The 13,756-nt window shown below is 47.3% G+C and carries 13 protein-coding genes; 9 read left to right on the plus strand and 4 right to left on the minus strand.

Going from position 1 to position 13,756, the window contains the following annotated elements:
• Positions 1-88 precede the first annotated feature (88 nt).
• Positions 89-691 carry a Holliday junction branch migration protein RuvA gene (ruvA, locus tag M1D30_RS09385; protein ID WP_248503324.1) on the minus strand — a complete coding sequence of 201 codons (603 nt, stop codon included), beginning with the start codon at positions 689-691 and terminating at the stop codon, positions 89-91.
• 199 nt (positions 692-890) lie between these two features.
• On the opposite strand from ruvA, the gene M1D30_RS09390 reads away from it, so the two are divergent.
• The 9 genes from M1D30_RS09390 to M1D30_RS09430 all read left to right on the plus strand — a co-directional run bounded on the left by M1D30_RS09390 (position 891) and on the right by M1D30_RS09430 (position 9,861).
• On the plus strand, positions 891-1,790 hold the full coding sequence (locus M1D30_RS09390; RefSeq protein ID WP_248503326.1) for a diaminopimelate dehydrogenase: 900 nt from the start codon (positions 891-893) through the stop codon (positions 1,788-1,790).
• Positions 1,791-2,062: 272 nt separating this feature from the next.
• Positions 2,063-3,253, plus strand: a complete 1,191-nt coding sequence (trpB, locus tag M1D30_RS09395; protein ID WP_248503328.1) for a tryptophan synthase subunit beta — start codon at positions 2,063-2,065, stop codon at positions 3,251-3,253.
• Positions 3,254-3,255: 2 nt separating this feature from the next.
• Complete coding sequence (locus tag M1D30_RS09400; RefSeq protein WP_248503330.1) at positions 3,256-4,662, plus strand: anthranilate synthase component I family protein; 1,407 nt, start codon at positions 3,256-3,258, stop codon at positions 4,660-4,662.
• Between the two features lie 20 nt (positions 4,663-4,682).
• Complete coding sequence (locus tag M1D30_RS09405) at positions 4,683-5,246, plus strand: aminodeoxychorismate/anthranilate synthase component II (protein ID WP_248503332.1); 564 nt, start codon at positions 4,683-4,685, stop codon at positions 5,244-5,246.
• Positions 5,247-5,270: 24 nt separating this feature from the next.
• Entirely contained in the window at positions 5,271-6,269 is a 999-nt protein-coding gene (trpD, locus tag M1D30_RS09410) for an anthranilate phosphoribosyltransferase (protein ID WP_248507805.1), read from the plus strand.
• Between the two features lie 3 nt (positions 6,270-6,272).
• Positions 6,273-7,007, plus strand: coding sequence for an indole-3-glycerol phosphate synthase TrpC (trpC, locus tag M1D30_RS09415; RefSeq protein ID WP_248503333.1), 735 nt, complete (start codon positions 6,273-6,275; stop codon positions 7,005-7,007).
• The gene (locus M1D30_RS09420; RefSeq protein WP_248503336.1) at positions 7,004-7,597 is read left to right on the plus strand and encodes a phosphoribosylanthranilate isomerase; all 594 of its coding nucleotides are present in this window, start codon (positions 7,004-7,006) and stop codon (positions 7,595-7,597) included. The genes trpC and M1D30_RS09420 overlap by 4 nt, the downstream gene beginning before the upstream one ends.
• Positions 7,594-8,373, plus strand: a complete 780-nt coding sequence (gene trpA / locus M1D30_RS09425) for a tryptophan synthase subunit alpha (protein WP_248503342.1) — start codon at positions 7,594-7,596, stop codon at positions 8,371-8,373. Before M1D30_RS09420 ends, trpA begins: the two co-directional genes overlap by 4 nt.
• A 63-nt stretch (positions 8,374-8,436) precedes the next feature.
• Positions 8,437-9,861, plus strand: a complete 1,425-nt coding sequence (locus M1D30_RS09430) for a glycoside hydrolase family 28 protein (RefSeq protein WP_248503344.1) — start codon at positions 8,437-8,439, stop codon at positions 9,859-9,861.
• Here M1D30_RS09430 and M1D30_RS09435 read toward each other — a convergent pair.
• Genes M1D30_RS09435 through gcvPA form a run of 3 tightly spaced genes read right to left on the minus strand, consistent with a single transcriptional unit; the run spans position 9,835 to position 13,755 of the window.
• Positions 9,835-11,058, minus strand: coding sequence for an NAD(P)/FAD-dependent oxidoreductase (locus tag M1D30_RS09435; RefSeq protein ID WP_248503346.1), 1,224 nt, complete (start codon positions 11,056-11,058; stop codon positions 9,835-9,837). The genes M1D30_RS09430 and M1D30_RS09435 overlap by 27 nt on opposite strands.
• Positions 11,045-12,454 (minus strand): aminomethyl-transferring glycine dehydrogenase subunit GcvPB, encoded by a 1,410-nt coding sequence (gene gcvPB, locus M1D30_RS09440; RefSeq protein ID WP_248503347.1) that lies wholly within the window; start codon positions 12,452-12,454, stop codon positions 11,045-11,047. The genes M1D30_RS09435 and gcvPB overlap by 14 nt, the downstream gene beginning before the upstream one ends.
• The gene (gcvPA, locus tag M1D30_RS09445; RefSeq protein WP_248503349.1) at positions 12,451-13,755 is read right to left on the minus strand and encodes an aminomethyl-transferring glycine dehydrogenase subunit GcvPA; all 1,305 of its coding nucleotides are present in this window, start codon (positions 13,753-13,755) and stop codon (positions 12,451-12,453) included. The genes gcvPB and gcvPA overlap by 4 nt, the downstream gene beginning before the upstream one ends.
• Between the last annotated feature and the right edge of the window lies 1 nt (position 13,756).

Genomic DNA, 13,756 nt, shown 5'->3' on the forward strand with positions numbered 1-13,756 from the left:
ACGTTGTTCTATAGATTCTTGTTCGTATACATAACGAAAAACAGGCACAGATATTGCATCCGCGCCTGTTTTTTACTGAATATTAGTCTTATTTTATTTGCTTCAACGCCAGTTTCACCACTTGCTCAACAGGCAATGTGGGCTGTTCCTGCAGTATCTGGACAACCACTTTCTGGGTGGGTGCAGGCGCAAAGCCCAGCATTGTGAGAGCAGCGACAGCCTCGTCACGAACAGCATTATTGACGGGTGCAGAGACTATGCCTCCTGCAGGAATCTCATCGGCAATACCGAGAGCTACAATCTTATCACGCAAGTCGACGATGATGCGCTGTGCCGTCATCTTACCAATGCCCTTGATGCTCTGAATAAGTTTCGCATTACCAGTACTGATGGCGGAACAGAGCTCTGAGACACTCATGCCCGAAAGCATCATGCGCGCTGTATTGGCACCTACACCACTAACAGTGATGAGCAACAGAAACATCTCGCGCTCCTTCTTATTACAGAAACCGAAAAGCACATGAGCATCCTCGCGAATAGCCTCATAGACATAGAGACGGACTTCCTTCTTACCCTGAATGGCACTAAACGTATTGAGCGATATGTTCAAACCATAGCCCACGCCCGCAGCCTCTACGGTGGCCAAAGCGGGGGTCAACTCGGTCAGTTCGCCCTTAATGTATTCTATCATAACTTTCAATTTTGTATATATACATCTATTTAAACGACCAACAATAACAATTTATTGTATTTGTAGGCCATAATATTGCAAATTATCACAAAGTGATGGATTTTAGATAATTTATACGTCAGATAGTAACATAATTAATATAAAAGCATTACTTTTGCAACCGCAAATGATTAATGGGACAACAAAACACTAAGCAAAAATGAAAAAAATAAGAGCAGCCGTCGTTGGTTACGGCAACATTGGTAAGTATGCACTCGAGGCACTGGAAACAGCTCCCGATTTTGAAGTGGCAGGCATTGTACGTCGTAACGGCGCAGAGAACAAGCCCGCAGAACTGGCTCCATACGAGGTAGTCAAGGACATCAAGGAGTTGAAGGACGTAGACGTGGCCATTCTGGCTACTCCTACCCGCTCGTGCGAGGAATATGCCAAGCAGATTCTTCCCTTGGGCATCAACACTGTAGACTCTTTTGATATCCACGGACTTATTCGCGACTATCGTCGTACTTTGATGGATTTGAATAAGAAAACCAACACAGTAAGTGTAATCGCCGCTGGATGGGATCCAGGTTCAGACTCCATTGTTCGCACACTGATGCAGAGTCTGGCTCCTAAAGGCCTCTCATATACTAACTTTGGCCCCGGCATGTCAATGGGACACAGCGTGTGTGTTCGCTCTAAGGAGGGCGTTAAGAACGCACTTTCAATGACTATCCCCTTGGGTGAAGGTATCCACCGTCGTATGGTATATGTTGAGTTGGAAGAGGGTGCTAAGTTGGAAGAGGTAACTAAGGCTATCAAGGCCGACCCATACTTTGCTAGCGATGAAACACACGTTTTCCAAGTTGAGAGCGTAGATGACGTTCGTGACATGGGTCATGGTGTAAACTTGGTACGCAAGGGTGTGAGCGGTAAGACTCAGAACCAGCGTTTGGAGTTCAATATGAGCATCAATAACCCCGCCCTGACTGGTCAGGTGCTAGTAAATGTGGCTCGTGCCTCTATGCGTCTGCAGCCTGGTTGCTACACAATGATTGAGATTCCTGTCATTGACATGCTTCCTGGTGACCGCGAGGACTTGATTAGTCACTTGGTATAATGAATATTATCACAAAAAGAAAAATAATTGCTTAAAAATTTGGCAGATTAAAAGAAAATATCTACTTTTGCTGACGAATTAAAAAACAATTGTAAAAATGACAATGATTGCAAACAACTATTGGTGGTGGCGCAACTCAAGATTCCAAAGATCGTGAGAAGATAGCCACGTACCTATAGCAAATGCATAAGGATACAAGATGAGGGGCCTGTCGTTCTTGCGACAGGCCCCTCAAAAGTTTTAGTAGGTTTAACACAAAGACATTTAAAAATATGAGTAAGTATCAAGTTGACGAAAACGGTTTTTACGGTGAGTTTGGCGGTGCCTATGTGCCCGAGATTCTGTATAAGTGCGTAAAGGACTTGCAGAAGGCTTATCTGCCTATCATTGAGAGCGAGGAGTTCAAGCAGGAGTATCATGCCCTGCTGAAGGATTACGTGGGTAGACCATCACCTCTGTACTATGCTAGCAGAATGAGCGAGAAATATGGTTGCAAGCTGTATCTGAAACGCGAGGACCTGAACCACACAGGCGCACACAAGATCAACAACACCATTGGTCAGATTCTATTAGCAAAAAAGATGGGCAAGACGCGCATCATCGCTGAGACTGGAGCTGGTCAGCATGGTGTGGCCACAGCAACTGTTTGTGCTCTGATGAACATGAAATGCGAGGTGTTTATGGGCGCGACAGATGTGGAGCGACAGCATACCAACGTGGAGCGCATGAAGATGCTTGGTGCCGAGGTGCATCCTGTCCGAACAGGCAATATGACACTCAGCGATGCATGCAGTGAAGCCATTCGCGACTGGTGCTGTCATCCTGCCGATACTTTCTATATTGTTGGCTCTACAATGGGACCGCATCCCTACCCCGACCTGGTGGCTAAGATGCAGAGTGTTATCTCGGAGGAAATCAAATGGCAACTTGAAGAGAAGATTGGCCGTAACTACCCTGACTATCTTATTGCATGTATCGGTGGCGGATCAAATGCTGCCGGCACCATTTATCACTACATGGACGATGAACGCGTAAAGATTGTGTTGGCTGAGGCTGGCGGACACGGCTGGGAAACGAACCACACTGCTGCCACCATTCACAAAGGAACGGTGGGCATTCTGCATGGAGCCAAGATGCTGGTGATGCAGAACGAGGACGGTCAGATAGAGGAGGCCTTTACCATCAGTGCCGGTCTGGACTACCCTGGCGTGGGCCCCATGCACTGCAACATGGCAAAACAAGGTCGCACAAAGGTACTGTCAATTAACGATGACGAGGCTATTCGTGGAGGTTACGAGTTGACACGTATGGAGGGCATCATCCCTGCCATCGAGAGCGCTCATGCCATCGCAGCCTTATCGAGACTCAATTTCAAGAAGGATGATGTGGTGGTGCTCACAGTGAGTGGACGCGGCGACAAAGACATTGAGACTTACTTGAACAACAAAGAAATGGTACAATAATCATGGAGAAAATCTTTCATTATCATACAAGCAGCAAGACTATTCTCGCTGACCTTTATACGCCAGTAGGCGTGTATATGCGTCTGCGCGACCTATATCCGCAGAGCGCATTGATGGAGAGTTCAGACTATCACGACCAGAGCAACTCACATTCTTTCATTGGCATTAACCCTATTGCCAGCGTAGCCATCGGACATGGCATCGCAACTGTCAGTTACCCAGATGGCACGACATTCAAGCACGAGGTAAACAAAGACTATCGTTCGGACAAGGCCATACATGCACTCATAGACCATATTAAGGTGGAAGGCGAGGATGCGAACGTCTGCGGACTCTTTGGCTACACGTCGTTTAACGCCGTACGTTATTTTGAAGATATCAACGTGAAGGACGAGACACAAATAAAGAACGATGCTCCTGACCTGCTTTATATATTATATAAGGTGGTCATCGTATTCGATCATCACAATAACATGCTGAAGGTAGTGAGTATCTCCGAAAGTAATGAGAGTATTTCTGATATCTCAGACGTTTTGAAAGCCATGAATAAGGCTTCTGTAAAGGCTTACGATTTCCACCCTGTGGGTTCTTTTACATCGCCCTTGACGGACGAGGAACACAAGGCCAATATCCGCAAAGGCATTCAGCACTGCTTGCGTGGCGATGTGTTTCAGATTGTACTCTCGCGCCGCTTCATCCAGAAGTACGAAGGAGATGATTTCAAACTTTATCGTGCATTGAGGAGCATCAACCCAAGTCCTTACTTGTTCTATTTCGATTTTGGCGGTTTCCGCATCTTTGGTTCAAGTCCCGAGACGCACTGCCGCATAGAAGGACGTAAGGCCTACATTGACCCCATAGCAGGAACAACAAAACGTACGGGTGATGCCGAGGCCGACCGCAAAGGCGCTGAGTTTCTGCGTAACGATCCGAAAGAGAATGCTGAGCACGTGATGCTGGTAGACCTAGCTCGCAATGATTTATCGAGAAACTGTCATGATGTAAAAGTAGACTACTACAAAGATATCCAGTACTACTCGCATGTGATTCACCTGGTGTCACGTGTATCAGGAGAACTGGATCAAGAGGCCGATTCCATCAAGGCATTTATCGACACCTTCCCTGCCGGAACACTCTCTGGAGCGCCTAAGGTTCGCGCCATGCAACTTATCAGCGACTATGAGCCACACAACCGTGGTGCCTATGGTGGTTGTATTGGCATCATCGGTCTCGATGGCAGTCTGAATCAGGCCATCACTATCCGTACCTTCGTCAGTCGTAACGGTGAACTATGGTTCCAAGCTGGCGGTGGCATTGTGGCCAAGAGCAACGAGGAATATGAGTTGCAAGAGGTGAACAACAAATTGGGTGCACTTCGCAGAGCCATTGAGAAGGCAGCTATTCTATAACCCATTAGACCCACAGAACAATGAAAGTAGTCATTATTGATAATTACGACTCATTTACCTATAACTTGAGTCACCTAATAAAAGAGCTGGGAGCCGAAGTCGCCGTACTGCGCAATGACCAATTTAAGCTCTCAGACCTTGAGCCCTACAACAAAATTGTGCTCTCGCCAGGTCCTGGCATTCCATCGGAAGCAGGACTCCTGCTCGATGTCATTCGCACCTATGCTGGCAAGAAGCCCATTCTGGGTGTCTGCCTAGGGCATCAGGCTATCGGAGAAGCATTTGGCGGAAAACTAGAGAACCTATCGGACGTCTTTCATGGTGTGGCAACACCTTGTCACATCGTCGTTGACGACCCTATCTTCAGCGGTGTCGAACGCGACATCACTATTGGCCGCTATCATTCCTGGGTGGTTGCTAAGGAAGGATTACCCGAATGTCTAGAGATTACTGCCGTCAGTGACGAGGGACAAATCATGGCGTTGCGTCACAAGACGCTCAACATCCGAGGCATCCAGTTCCATCCTGAGAGTGTGCTTACACCCGATGGAAGAAAAATGATTCAAAACTTCTTATTCCTATAACACAGCACGATTATGGAACAGACAATGAAAGGCTATCTCTTCCGCCTGTTAAACCACGAAGAGCTTTCCCGAGAGGAGATGAAAACAATCCTGATTGGTATTACCCAGAGTGAATATCCCAACGAGCAGATTACAGCGCTGCTCACCTGCCTGCAGATGCGCGGTGTAACCGTCGAGGAGTTATTAGGATTCCGCGACGGCATTCTGGAGACTGGCGTACCAGCCATTCTCGACTGCGACCGTTACATCGACGTTGTCGGTACTGGTGGCGACCGTAAGAACACATTTAACATCTCGACTACCTCATGTTTCGTGATTGCCGGTGCCGGATATAAGGTTGCTAAGCACGGCAACTATGCAGCCACATCGGTGAGCGGTGCCTCTAACGTAATTGCCCATCACGGTATTAAGTTCACAGATGACATTGACAAGTTGAACCGTTCACTCAACGAAGTTGGCATCGTATATCTACATGCCCAACTCTTTGCCAAGGCTATGAAGTTTGTGGGACCAATCCGCAAGGCCCTGCCCTTCCCCACCATATTCAACCTTCTAGGCCCCATTGTCAATCCTAGTCAACCTAAGTGCCAATTACTTGGTGTAGCTAATCTAAACCAAATGCGTCTTTATCATCAAGTGTATCAGAAACTAGGCATCGACTATGGTATTGTGAACAGCATTGATGGCTATGACGAGATTTCGCTTACCGGCGACTTCAAAGTAACAACGAAGGACTACGAGCGCATCTTCAAGCCACAAGACCTAGGATTTGAGATTGCAAAGCCAGAGGAGCTCGTTGGCGGTGCAACAGAAGAGGAGGCCGCAGAAATCTTTGATTCGGTACTCGAAAACCGTGCCCTACCAGCTCAGAAAAACATTGTATTAGCTAATGCTGCCTTTGGCATCCAAGTGCTAGAAAAAGGACAGAAGAGCATCGAAGAGTGCATTGAGATAGCACGCGAGAGTATTGATAGTGGAGCTGCCCTACGCACATTCAAGAAGTTCGTGGAACTAAACTCATAAGACATGGATATTCTTCAAGAAATTGTTGCTTATAAGCATCTAGAACTAGAGCGTCTCTGCGCAAAGAAGCCTTCTTTGCGCGAGGCTCTGCTCCAAAGCAACACGGGTATCATTGCCGAGTTTAAACGCCGTTCTCCATCAAAAGGATGGATTAAAGAAGAAGGACGCGCCGACATCATCCCGCTATCATACCAGCAAAATGGCGCTGCTGCCCTGAGCATCCTTACCGATGAGCATTACTTTGGAGGCAGCGATGACTTTATCCGTCAGGCTCGTCTAAGCGGTGTTACACTTCCCATTCTCTATAAGAACTTCGTTATCAACGAAGCGCAACTATATGCGGCTGCGCTCTGCGGGGCATCGGCAGTTCTACTGATTGCCGCCTGTCTTTCGAAACAGGAATGCAAGCAATTGATGGATAAGGCGCATGCATTGGGACTAGAGGTACTGCTTGAGATGCACTCGGAAGCGGAGCTAGAGTATGCCGAACTGGAGCCTGATGTATGTGGCATCAACAATCGTAATCTGGGGTCGTTTGTCACGGATGTAGAGAACTCATTCCGTTTGGCTGAGCTTCTGCCAAAGGACGCTGTCAAGGTGAGCGAAAGCGGCATTTCGAACCCAGAGACGGTCAAGACTCTCCGTTCGGCAGGGTTCCGTGGCTTCCTCATTGGCGAGAACTTCATGAAGACAGCCGACCCTGGTAAGTCATTAAACGAATTCATCTCACAGTTATGATTGTTAAGGTTTGTGGAATGAGGGATACGGAGAATATCCGAGAGGCAGAGGCCCTGGGCATCAACCTAATGGGCTTCATCTTCTGGCCAAAGTCCAGTCGATTTGTCAGCGAACGCCCTGCATATTTGCCCAACAGGGTAAAACGTGTAGGGGTATTTGTGAATGAAGACATTGAAACTGTCAAAAGTCTTTCGGACGAATATAACCTTGATTACATACAACTCCATGGGCATGAGTCACCCGAATATGTTGCACAGATGGAACGTCCTGTCATAAAAGCTATCAGTGTTAACGACCGTGACGACATCGCAACATACAAGGCATATGAAGACGTCGTGGAATATTTTCTTTTCGACACAAAATGTCTATCCGTTGGAGGCAGTGGTAAGCAGTTCGATTGGAGCATTCTCTCGGCTTATGACGGAAAGAAGCCTTTCCTACTCAGCGGTGGCATCGGGTCTGATGATGCAGAGAAAGTAAAAAACATCCGTCATCCAAAGTGTATAGGCATTGACCTAAACTCTCGTTTCGAAATAACACCAGGAATCAAAGATATCAATAAACTCAAACAATTCTTAGAACAGTTATGAACAAGATTAATTCTCTATTCGAAAATAAGAAGAACGAAAAACTCCTTTCGCTCTATTTCTGTGCAGGCTGTCCAACACTTGAAGGTACGGCCGACGTGATTCTCGCCATGCAGCACCGCGGCATTGCCATGATCGAGGTGGGTATTCCTTTCAGCGACCCATTGGCTGATGGGCCTGTCATCCAGAGTGCAGCTACACAGGCGCTGAAGAACGGCATGACCCTGAAGACGCTCTTCGGTCAGCTGAAGGACATTAAAGAACAAGTGGAGATTCCCCTCGTGCTCATGGGCTATCTGAATCCTATTCTGCATTACGGCATCGAAGCGTTTTGTCAGAGTTGTGTAGAGGCGGGCGTCAGTGGTGCCATCATCCCCGACCTTCCCTTTGATGACTATCTGAACATTGTAAAGCCCATTGCCGACAAATACGACCTACGCATCATCATGCTTATCACCCCAGAGACCAGCGAAGAGCGCATCCGCTTTATTGACGAGCATACCGATGGATTTATCTATATGGTTAGCTCTGCCTCCATCACTGGTACTCAGAAATCATTCGACGAACAGAAACAGGAATATTTCCGCCGTATCAACGCCATGAACCTGCGCAATCCTCGCATGATTGGTTTTGGCATCAGTAACGCTCAAACGTTAAAAGCTGCACAAGACAATGCAACCGGTGCTATCATCGGCTCAAAATTTGTTACGCTTTTGAACGAAGCCAATGGTAATGCAGACGTTGCTCTCGACCATCTGTATGAGGCCTTGAACAAATAAGTGTGGTTTTCTTTTTCATTTCGGATATAATTCGTATCTTTGTGCACGTTTAAACAATAGACTATGACCAATAAGTTATGGATACTAAGCAGTCTACTGTGCTTTGTACTGAGTACATGGGCTATCGACTATAATACGTGCTACAAAGATTTACCCACACAAGTAAAGGCAGTGGAAGCATTTGCAATTCCACAGAACGAGATAAACCTGAAAGATGTAGGAGGCATAGGTGACGGTATCACTCTATGCACGGATGCTTTTGAGAAAGGGTTGACGCAGTTGACCGAGCAGGGAGGAGGTCGTCTCATTGTGCCAGAAGGTGTGTGGCTCACTGGGCCTATCATCCTGAGAAATAATACAGAATTGCATCTGGAACGCAATGCCATCGTGGTGTTCTCTCCAGACAAGCGTCTTTATCTTGAGAAGAATGACGAAATCAGACGCGTTCATCCTTGTATCCGTGCCTCCAAACAGAAAAACATCGCTATCACAGGGCAAGGCATTATAGATGGCAATGGTCAGCAATGGCGTCCTGTTAAACGTCTGAAATCGAGTAACACAGAATGGGAACGTTATTTGGATATGGGTGGACAAGTGACTGAGAAAGGCGACCTGTGGTATCCTTGGCAGATGGCCAATGGTTATCCCGATATTGCTGATGATGCCAAGAAACAGGAAGGAATGCGTAATGACCTTATCAGACTAACCGACTGTCAAAACATCCTACTGGAAGGAGTTACCATTCAGAACGCACCACGATTTCATGTGCATCCCTGCTTCTGCGAGAACATCATCATTGATGGAATCACCGTACGCTCTGAATGGAACGTTCAAAATGCTGACGGCATCGACCTGTCTGATTGTAGACGAGCCTTGATTGTCAACTGTAATGTTAGTGTGGGTGATGACGGCATCTGTCTGAAAAGCAACAAGCCAACCAAAGGACGTGACATCGCTGGATGCGAAGACATGGTGATTATGAACAACACCGTGAACCATGCCCATGGTGGCTTTGTGTTAGGTAGTGAGATTGCCAGCGGCATCCGTCGCATAGTGGTAAGAGACAACACTTTCAGTGGTACAGACGTAGGTCTGAGATTCAAGAGTTCATTAAGCCGAGGTGGACGAACGGAAGCGCTCTATTTTAGTAATATCATGATGAACGACATTGCTGGCGAGGCCATCAGCTTTCAATGCGACTATGTTAATCGGCAGGCAGGCGACAACAGCGAAATACCTGTATTTTCAAAGGTCGACCGACAATGGGTACCACAGTTTCAAGATATCCACATCAACAATGTGGTATGTTACAACTGCAAAACAGGTATCAAAGCAAAAGGTATCAAGGGATTGTCATGTGTTAAGAACATAAACATCAGCAACTGCACCATTGTCTATAACAAGAATGAGCACTTGATAGACCAAGAGACAGCACAGTTGCTGATGAACAACGTGAGATTTTTAAGACTGGGCAGCAGTCAGCAGTAATTCATTGACTGTGGGATGAATATGCACCATGTCGCGCAATTGTGAGACAGTTGTATCACGACACATCAGCACACTGACTTCCTGCACCATATCGGCACTATGGGCGCCAAAGACATGACACCCAAGAATACGTCCTGCTTCAGGTTCCGAGAAGAGTTTCAACATTCCCTCTGTCTCGTTCATCGTTAAAGCCTTTCCATTTACACGATGGAATGCTTTGCGACATTCATAGGCATAACCTTGCTCTTTGAGTTGATCCTCAGTGAGGCCAACGCAAGCAGCCTCGGGAGTAGTAAAGATGGCAGCAGGCATGATATCGAAACGAATAGCATCCTCCTTGTTAAGGATATGATTCACAGCATGCACAGCCTGCATCTCAGCAGCGTGGGCCAACATCTGCTTACCATTTACATCGCCTATTGCATAAATACCATTCACGGCTGTCTTGAAGTTCTCATCTACAGCTACACCCTTACGTTCATCATACTCTACGCCAGCATTGGCAAAGTCAGCCTGCACACGAGGCTTTCTGCCTGTTGCCATCAGTACCACGTCAGCATCTATATCTGCGATATCCTCTACGGCAGTCTTCATCTTGAAGGTGATGCCCTGCTTTTCCAGATACTTGCGCAGACGCTTGGCGATGTCGCTATCCAGGGCAGGCAAGCATTCCTTTAGATACTCGATGACCGTAACCTCAGAACCAAATCGATTGAATACTGAGGCAAACTCCATACCGATTACTCCAGCGCCGATTATAGTAAGACGCTTGGGGAGAGTCTCTAGCTGTAGCAGGCCTGTGCTATCTACCACACGAGGATCATCAACGCCCTTAATTGGAAGCCATTTGGTTTCAGAACCTGTGGCGATGATGATGTTATCAGCGGTGTAGTCGCCAACGGTATGAGCATCCACAAACACACCTTTCTCACGAACCAGCGTGATGTTAGGATGAGAGAGGATGCCCTCAACACCTTGACGAAGTTGGGTCACAACCGTAGCCATACGCTCACGCGCCTCATCAAAAGAAGCGCTATGCACGTAGGTCTTAGTAGGAATACAACCCACATTCAAGCAGGTTCCACCCACCTCAGAGCCTTCGAAAATAGCTACCTTTAAGCCCTGCTTAGCAGCATATTCAGCGGCGCGGTAACCTCCAGGGCCCGCGCCGATGATAATCAAATCAGTTTTGTTCATTCTTTAACTGTTTATAAGTCGTAACAGGATGCTTGGCTGCAAGGACATCGTCGACACGTCCGATAGGCGTAGTGTGTGGAGCACTCTTCACCATCTCAGGATCGGTCTTAGCCTCCTCGGCAATCTTACGCATCACGTTAATGAATCCATCGAGTGTCTCCTTCGACTCATTCTCTGTGGGCTCAACCATCAAACTCTCGTGGAAGAGCAACGGGAAGTAGATGGTGGGAGCATGATAACCATAGTCAAGCAGTCGCTTAGCCACATCCATCGTAGTTACACCCGTACTCTTATCCTTAAGGCCGTCGAACACAAACTCATGACAGCACAGGCCATCGATGGGCAGTTCGTAGGCATCCTTCAGGCACTCTTTGATATAGTTAGCGTTAAGCACTGCCAACGGCCCAACCTCCTTAACATGCTCACGACCCAACGAGAGGATGTAAGCATAAGCACGCATCATCACAGCATAGTTGCCATGATAGGGCGACACGAAGGGGAAGCAATCCTGCAATCCCTCGCGAACACCTACAGGACCTGAGCCAGGACCGCCGCCACCATGAGGCGTTGAGAATGTTTTGTGCAGATTGATGTGCATCACATCAAATCCCATATCGCCAGGGCGACATGCACCAAGCATAGGATTCAGGTTGGCACCATCGTAATACATCAGTCCACCACAGTCGTGGATGAGTTTCGCTATCTCAGGGATACGAGTTTCGAATAGGCCGAGTGTATTTGGATTGGTCATCATCATAGCAGCAATCTCCTGACCTTGTTCAGCCACGATACGCTGCAGATCCTCGAAATCAACCTGACCGTTGGCCAGAGATTTTACCTCAACAATCTCCAATCCGCATACTGCAGCCGAGGCTGGATTAGTGCCATGTGCGCTATCAGGTACAATTACCTTTTTACGCTGCATGTCACCACGATGGCGATGATAGTTATCGATAGTCATCAGTCCCGTCAACTCACCATGAGCACCAGCGTATGGCTTAAAGGTGAAGTGAGCCAAACCAGTAAGCTCGCAGAGCGATTTCTCCAACAGTGATACCAAGGCCAAGGCACCCATCACCGTCTTCTGAGGCTGCTCTGGATGCAGATTCTGGAACTGAGGCAGAGCGGCCATCTCCTCGTTGATTTTAGGATTATACTTCATGGTACAAGAGCCCAACGGATAGAAGCCGGTATCTACACCAAAGTTATTATTCGACAGATTGGTGTAGTGGCGCACCACGGTAAGCTCGTCGCACTCAGGAAGTTCAGCATCCCCAGCACGCTTCATCGAAGCAGGTATCTCGTAACTGCCATAGTTATTCCTTGGCAGACTGTATCCTTTGCGCCCCTCCTTTGAGAGTTCAAAGATCAGATTTCCATATAGTCGGTTGTTCATACGGCAGCAATCTTTACGAGGTTATCAATTTCTTCCTTAGTACGCTTCTCAGTAACAGCGAAAAGGATGCCATCGGCAAACTTAACGCCACCAAGGAATCCGGCATCGATGAAACGCTTCTGCAATTTATCCACATCCCCGGCATACTTCACATAGAACTCATTGAAGAAAGGCTGATTATAAACCAGATGGAAGTTACCTGTTTCAACAAGTTTATCGCAGAGATAGTGAGCTCCTGCATACGATAGTTCAGCAGCCTCCTTCACGCCCTGTTTTCCCATCAACGAGAGATAGATGGTAACAAAGAGCGCCATCAGACTCTGATTCGAGCAGATATTTGATGTTGCCTTCTGGCGACGGATATGTTGCTCGCGAGCCTGAAGGGTAAGCACGAAAGCACGCTGGTCGCGATTGTCCTTGGTCATACCTACGATACGACCAGGCATCTTACGAATCAACTTCTCCGTACAACACATATAGCCCACATAAGGACCACCAAACAACATAGGAATACCTAACGACTGACCATCGCCAACAGCGATATCAGCGCCCCACTCTCCAGGAGTCTTGAGCACAGCCAAATCAGCAGCAACACTATCCATAATGAAGAGAGCCTTATGTTCATGACATGTATCGGCAAAACCTGTGAAGTCTTCAACTATACCATAAACATTTGGCTGCTGAACTATGACACCAGCAACACCGTCGAAGTTGGCTGTTGAGATGTCGGTAACACCATCTTTGAGAGGTATATTTACCAGCTCAATGCCCTGATGAAGGGCATAGGTATCAAGAACCTTGCGTGTCTTTGGATTCAAGCCCTCAGACACTAGCACCTTGTTTACTTTCTTGCCGGCAGCCACAGCCATCATCATCGCCTCGGCAGTAGCAGTCGTTCCATCGTACATCGATGCATTGCTGATGTCCATGCCTGTCAGTTCGGCCATCATACTCTGGTACTCAAAGATATAGTGCAGTGTGCCCTGAGAAATCTCTGCCTGATACGGAGTATATGACGTAAGGAATTCTGAGCGCTGCAGCAGACTTGGTATTACCGATGGTGTGTAGTGATCGTATACACCATAGCCGGCAAAGCATGTCATCTGTTGATTCTGCGAGCCTAGTTTGTCAAACAACTGACGAACCTCTATCTCACTCATCTCCGATGGCAGCTGATAGTCGTTCTTAAAGCGGATGGCATCAGGTATCTGGGCATAAAGACTATCCAGGTCTTTCACTCCCACCTTATCCATCATCGCCTTCAGGTCATCCTCTGTATGGGGAAAATACTTATAATCCATT

The sequence above is a fragment of the Prevotella sp. E15-22 genome (assembly GCF_023204875.1).
GTDB lineage: Bacteria > Bacteroidota > Bacteroidia > Bacteroidales > Bacteroidaceae > Prevotella.

Excerpts from the sequence above, each read along its gene's own strand:
- ruvA (WP_248503324.1), bottom strand. The coding sequence starts at position 691 with ATGATAGAATACATTAAGGGCGAACTGACCGAGTTGACCCCCGCTTTG.
- M1D30_RS09390 (WP_248503326.1), top strand. The coding sequence starts at position 891 with ATGAAAAAAATAAGAGCAGCCGTCGTTGGTTACGGCAACATTGGTAAG.
- trpB (WP_248503328.1), top strand. The coding sequence starts at position 2,063 with ATGAGTAAGTATCAAGTTGACGAAAACGGTTTTTACGGTGAGTTTGGC.
- M1D30_RS09400 (WP_248503330.1), top strand. The coding sequence starts at position 3,256 with ATGGAGAAAATCTTTCATTATCATACAAGCAGCAAGACTATTCTCGCT.
- M1D30_RS09405 (WP_248503332.1), top strand. The coding sequence starts at position 4,683 with ATGAAAGTAGTCATTATTGATAATTACGACTCATTTACCTATAACTTG.
- trpD (WP_248507805.1), top strand. The coding sequence starts at position 5,271 with ATGAAAGGCTATCTCTTCCGCCTGTTAAACCACGAAGAGCTTTCCCGA.
- trpC (WP_248503333.1), top strand. The coding sequence starts at position 6,273 with ATGGATATTCTTCAAGAAATTGTTGCTTATAAGCATCTAGAACTAGAG.
- M1D30_RS09420 (WP_248503336.1), top strand. The coding sequence starts at position 7,004 with ATGATTGTTAAGGTTTGTGGAATGAGGGATACGGAGAATATCCGAGAG.
- trpA (WP_248503342.1), top strand. The coding sequence starts at position 7,594 with ATGAACAAGATTAATTCTCTATTCGAAAATAAGAAGAACGAAAAACTC.
- M1D30_RS09430 (WP_248503344.1), top strand. The coding sequence starts at position 8,437 with ATGACCAATAAGTTATGGATACTAAGCAGTCTACTGTGCTTTGTACTG.
- M1D30_RS09435 (WP_248503346.1), bottom strand. The coding sequence starts at position 11,058 with ATGAACAAAACTGATTTGATTATCATCGGCGCGGGCCCTGGAGGTTAC.
- gcvPB (WP_248503347.1), bottom strand. The coding sequence starts at position 12,454 with ATGAACAACCGACTATATGGAAATCTGATCTTTGAACTCTCAAAGGAG.
- gcvPA (WP_248503349.1), bottom strand. The coding sequence starts at position 13,755 with ATGGATTATAAGTATTTTCCCCATACAGAGGATGACCTGAAGGCGATG.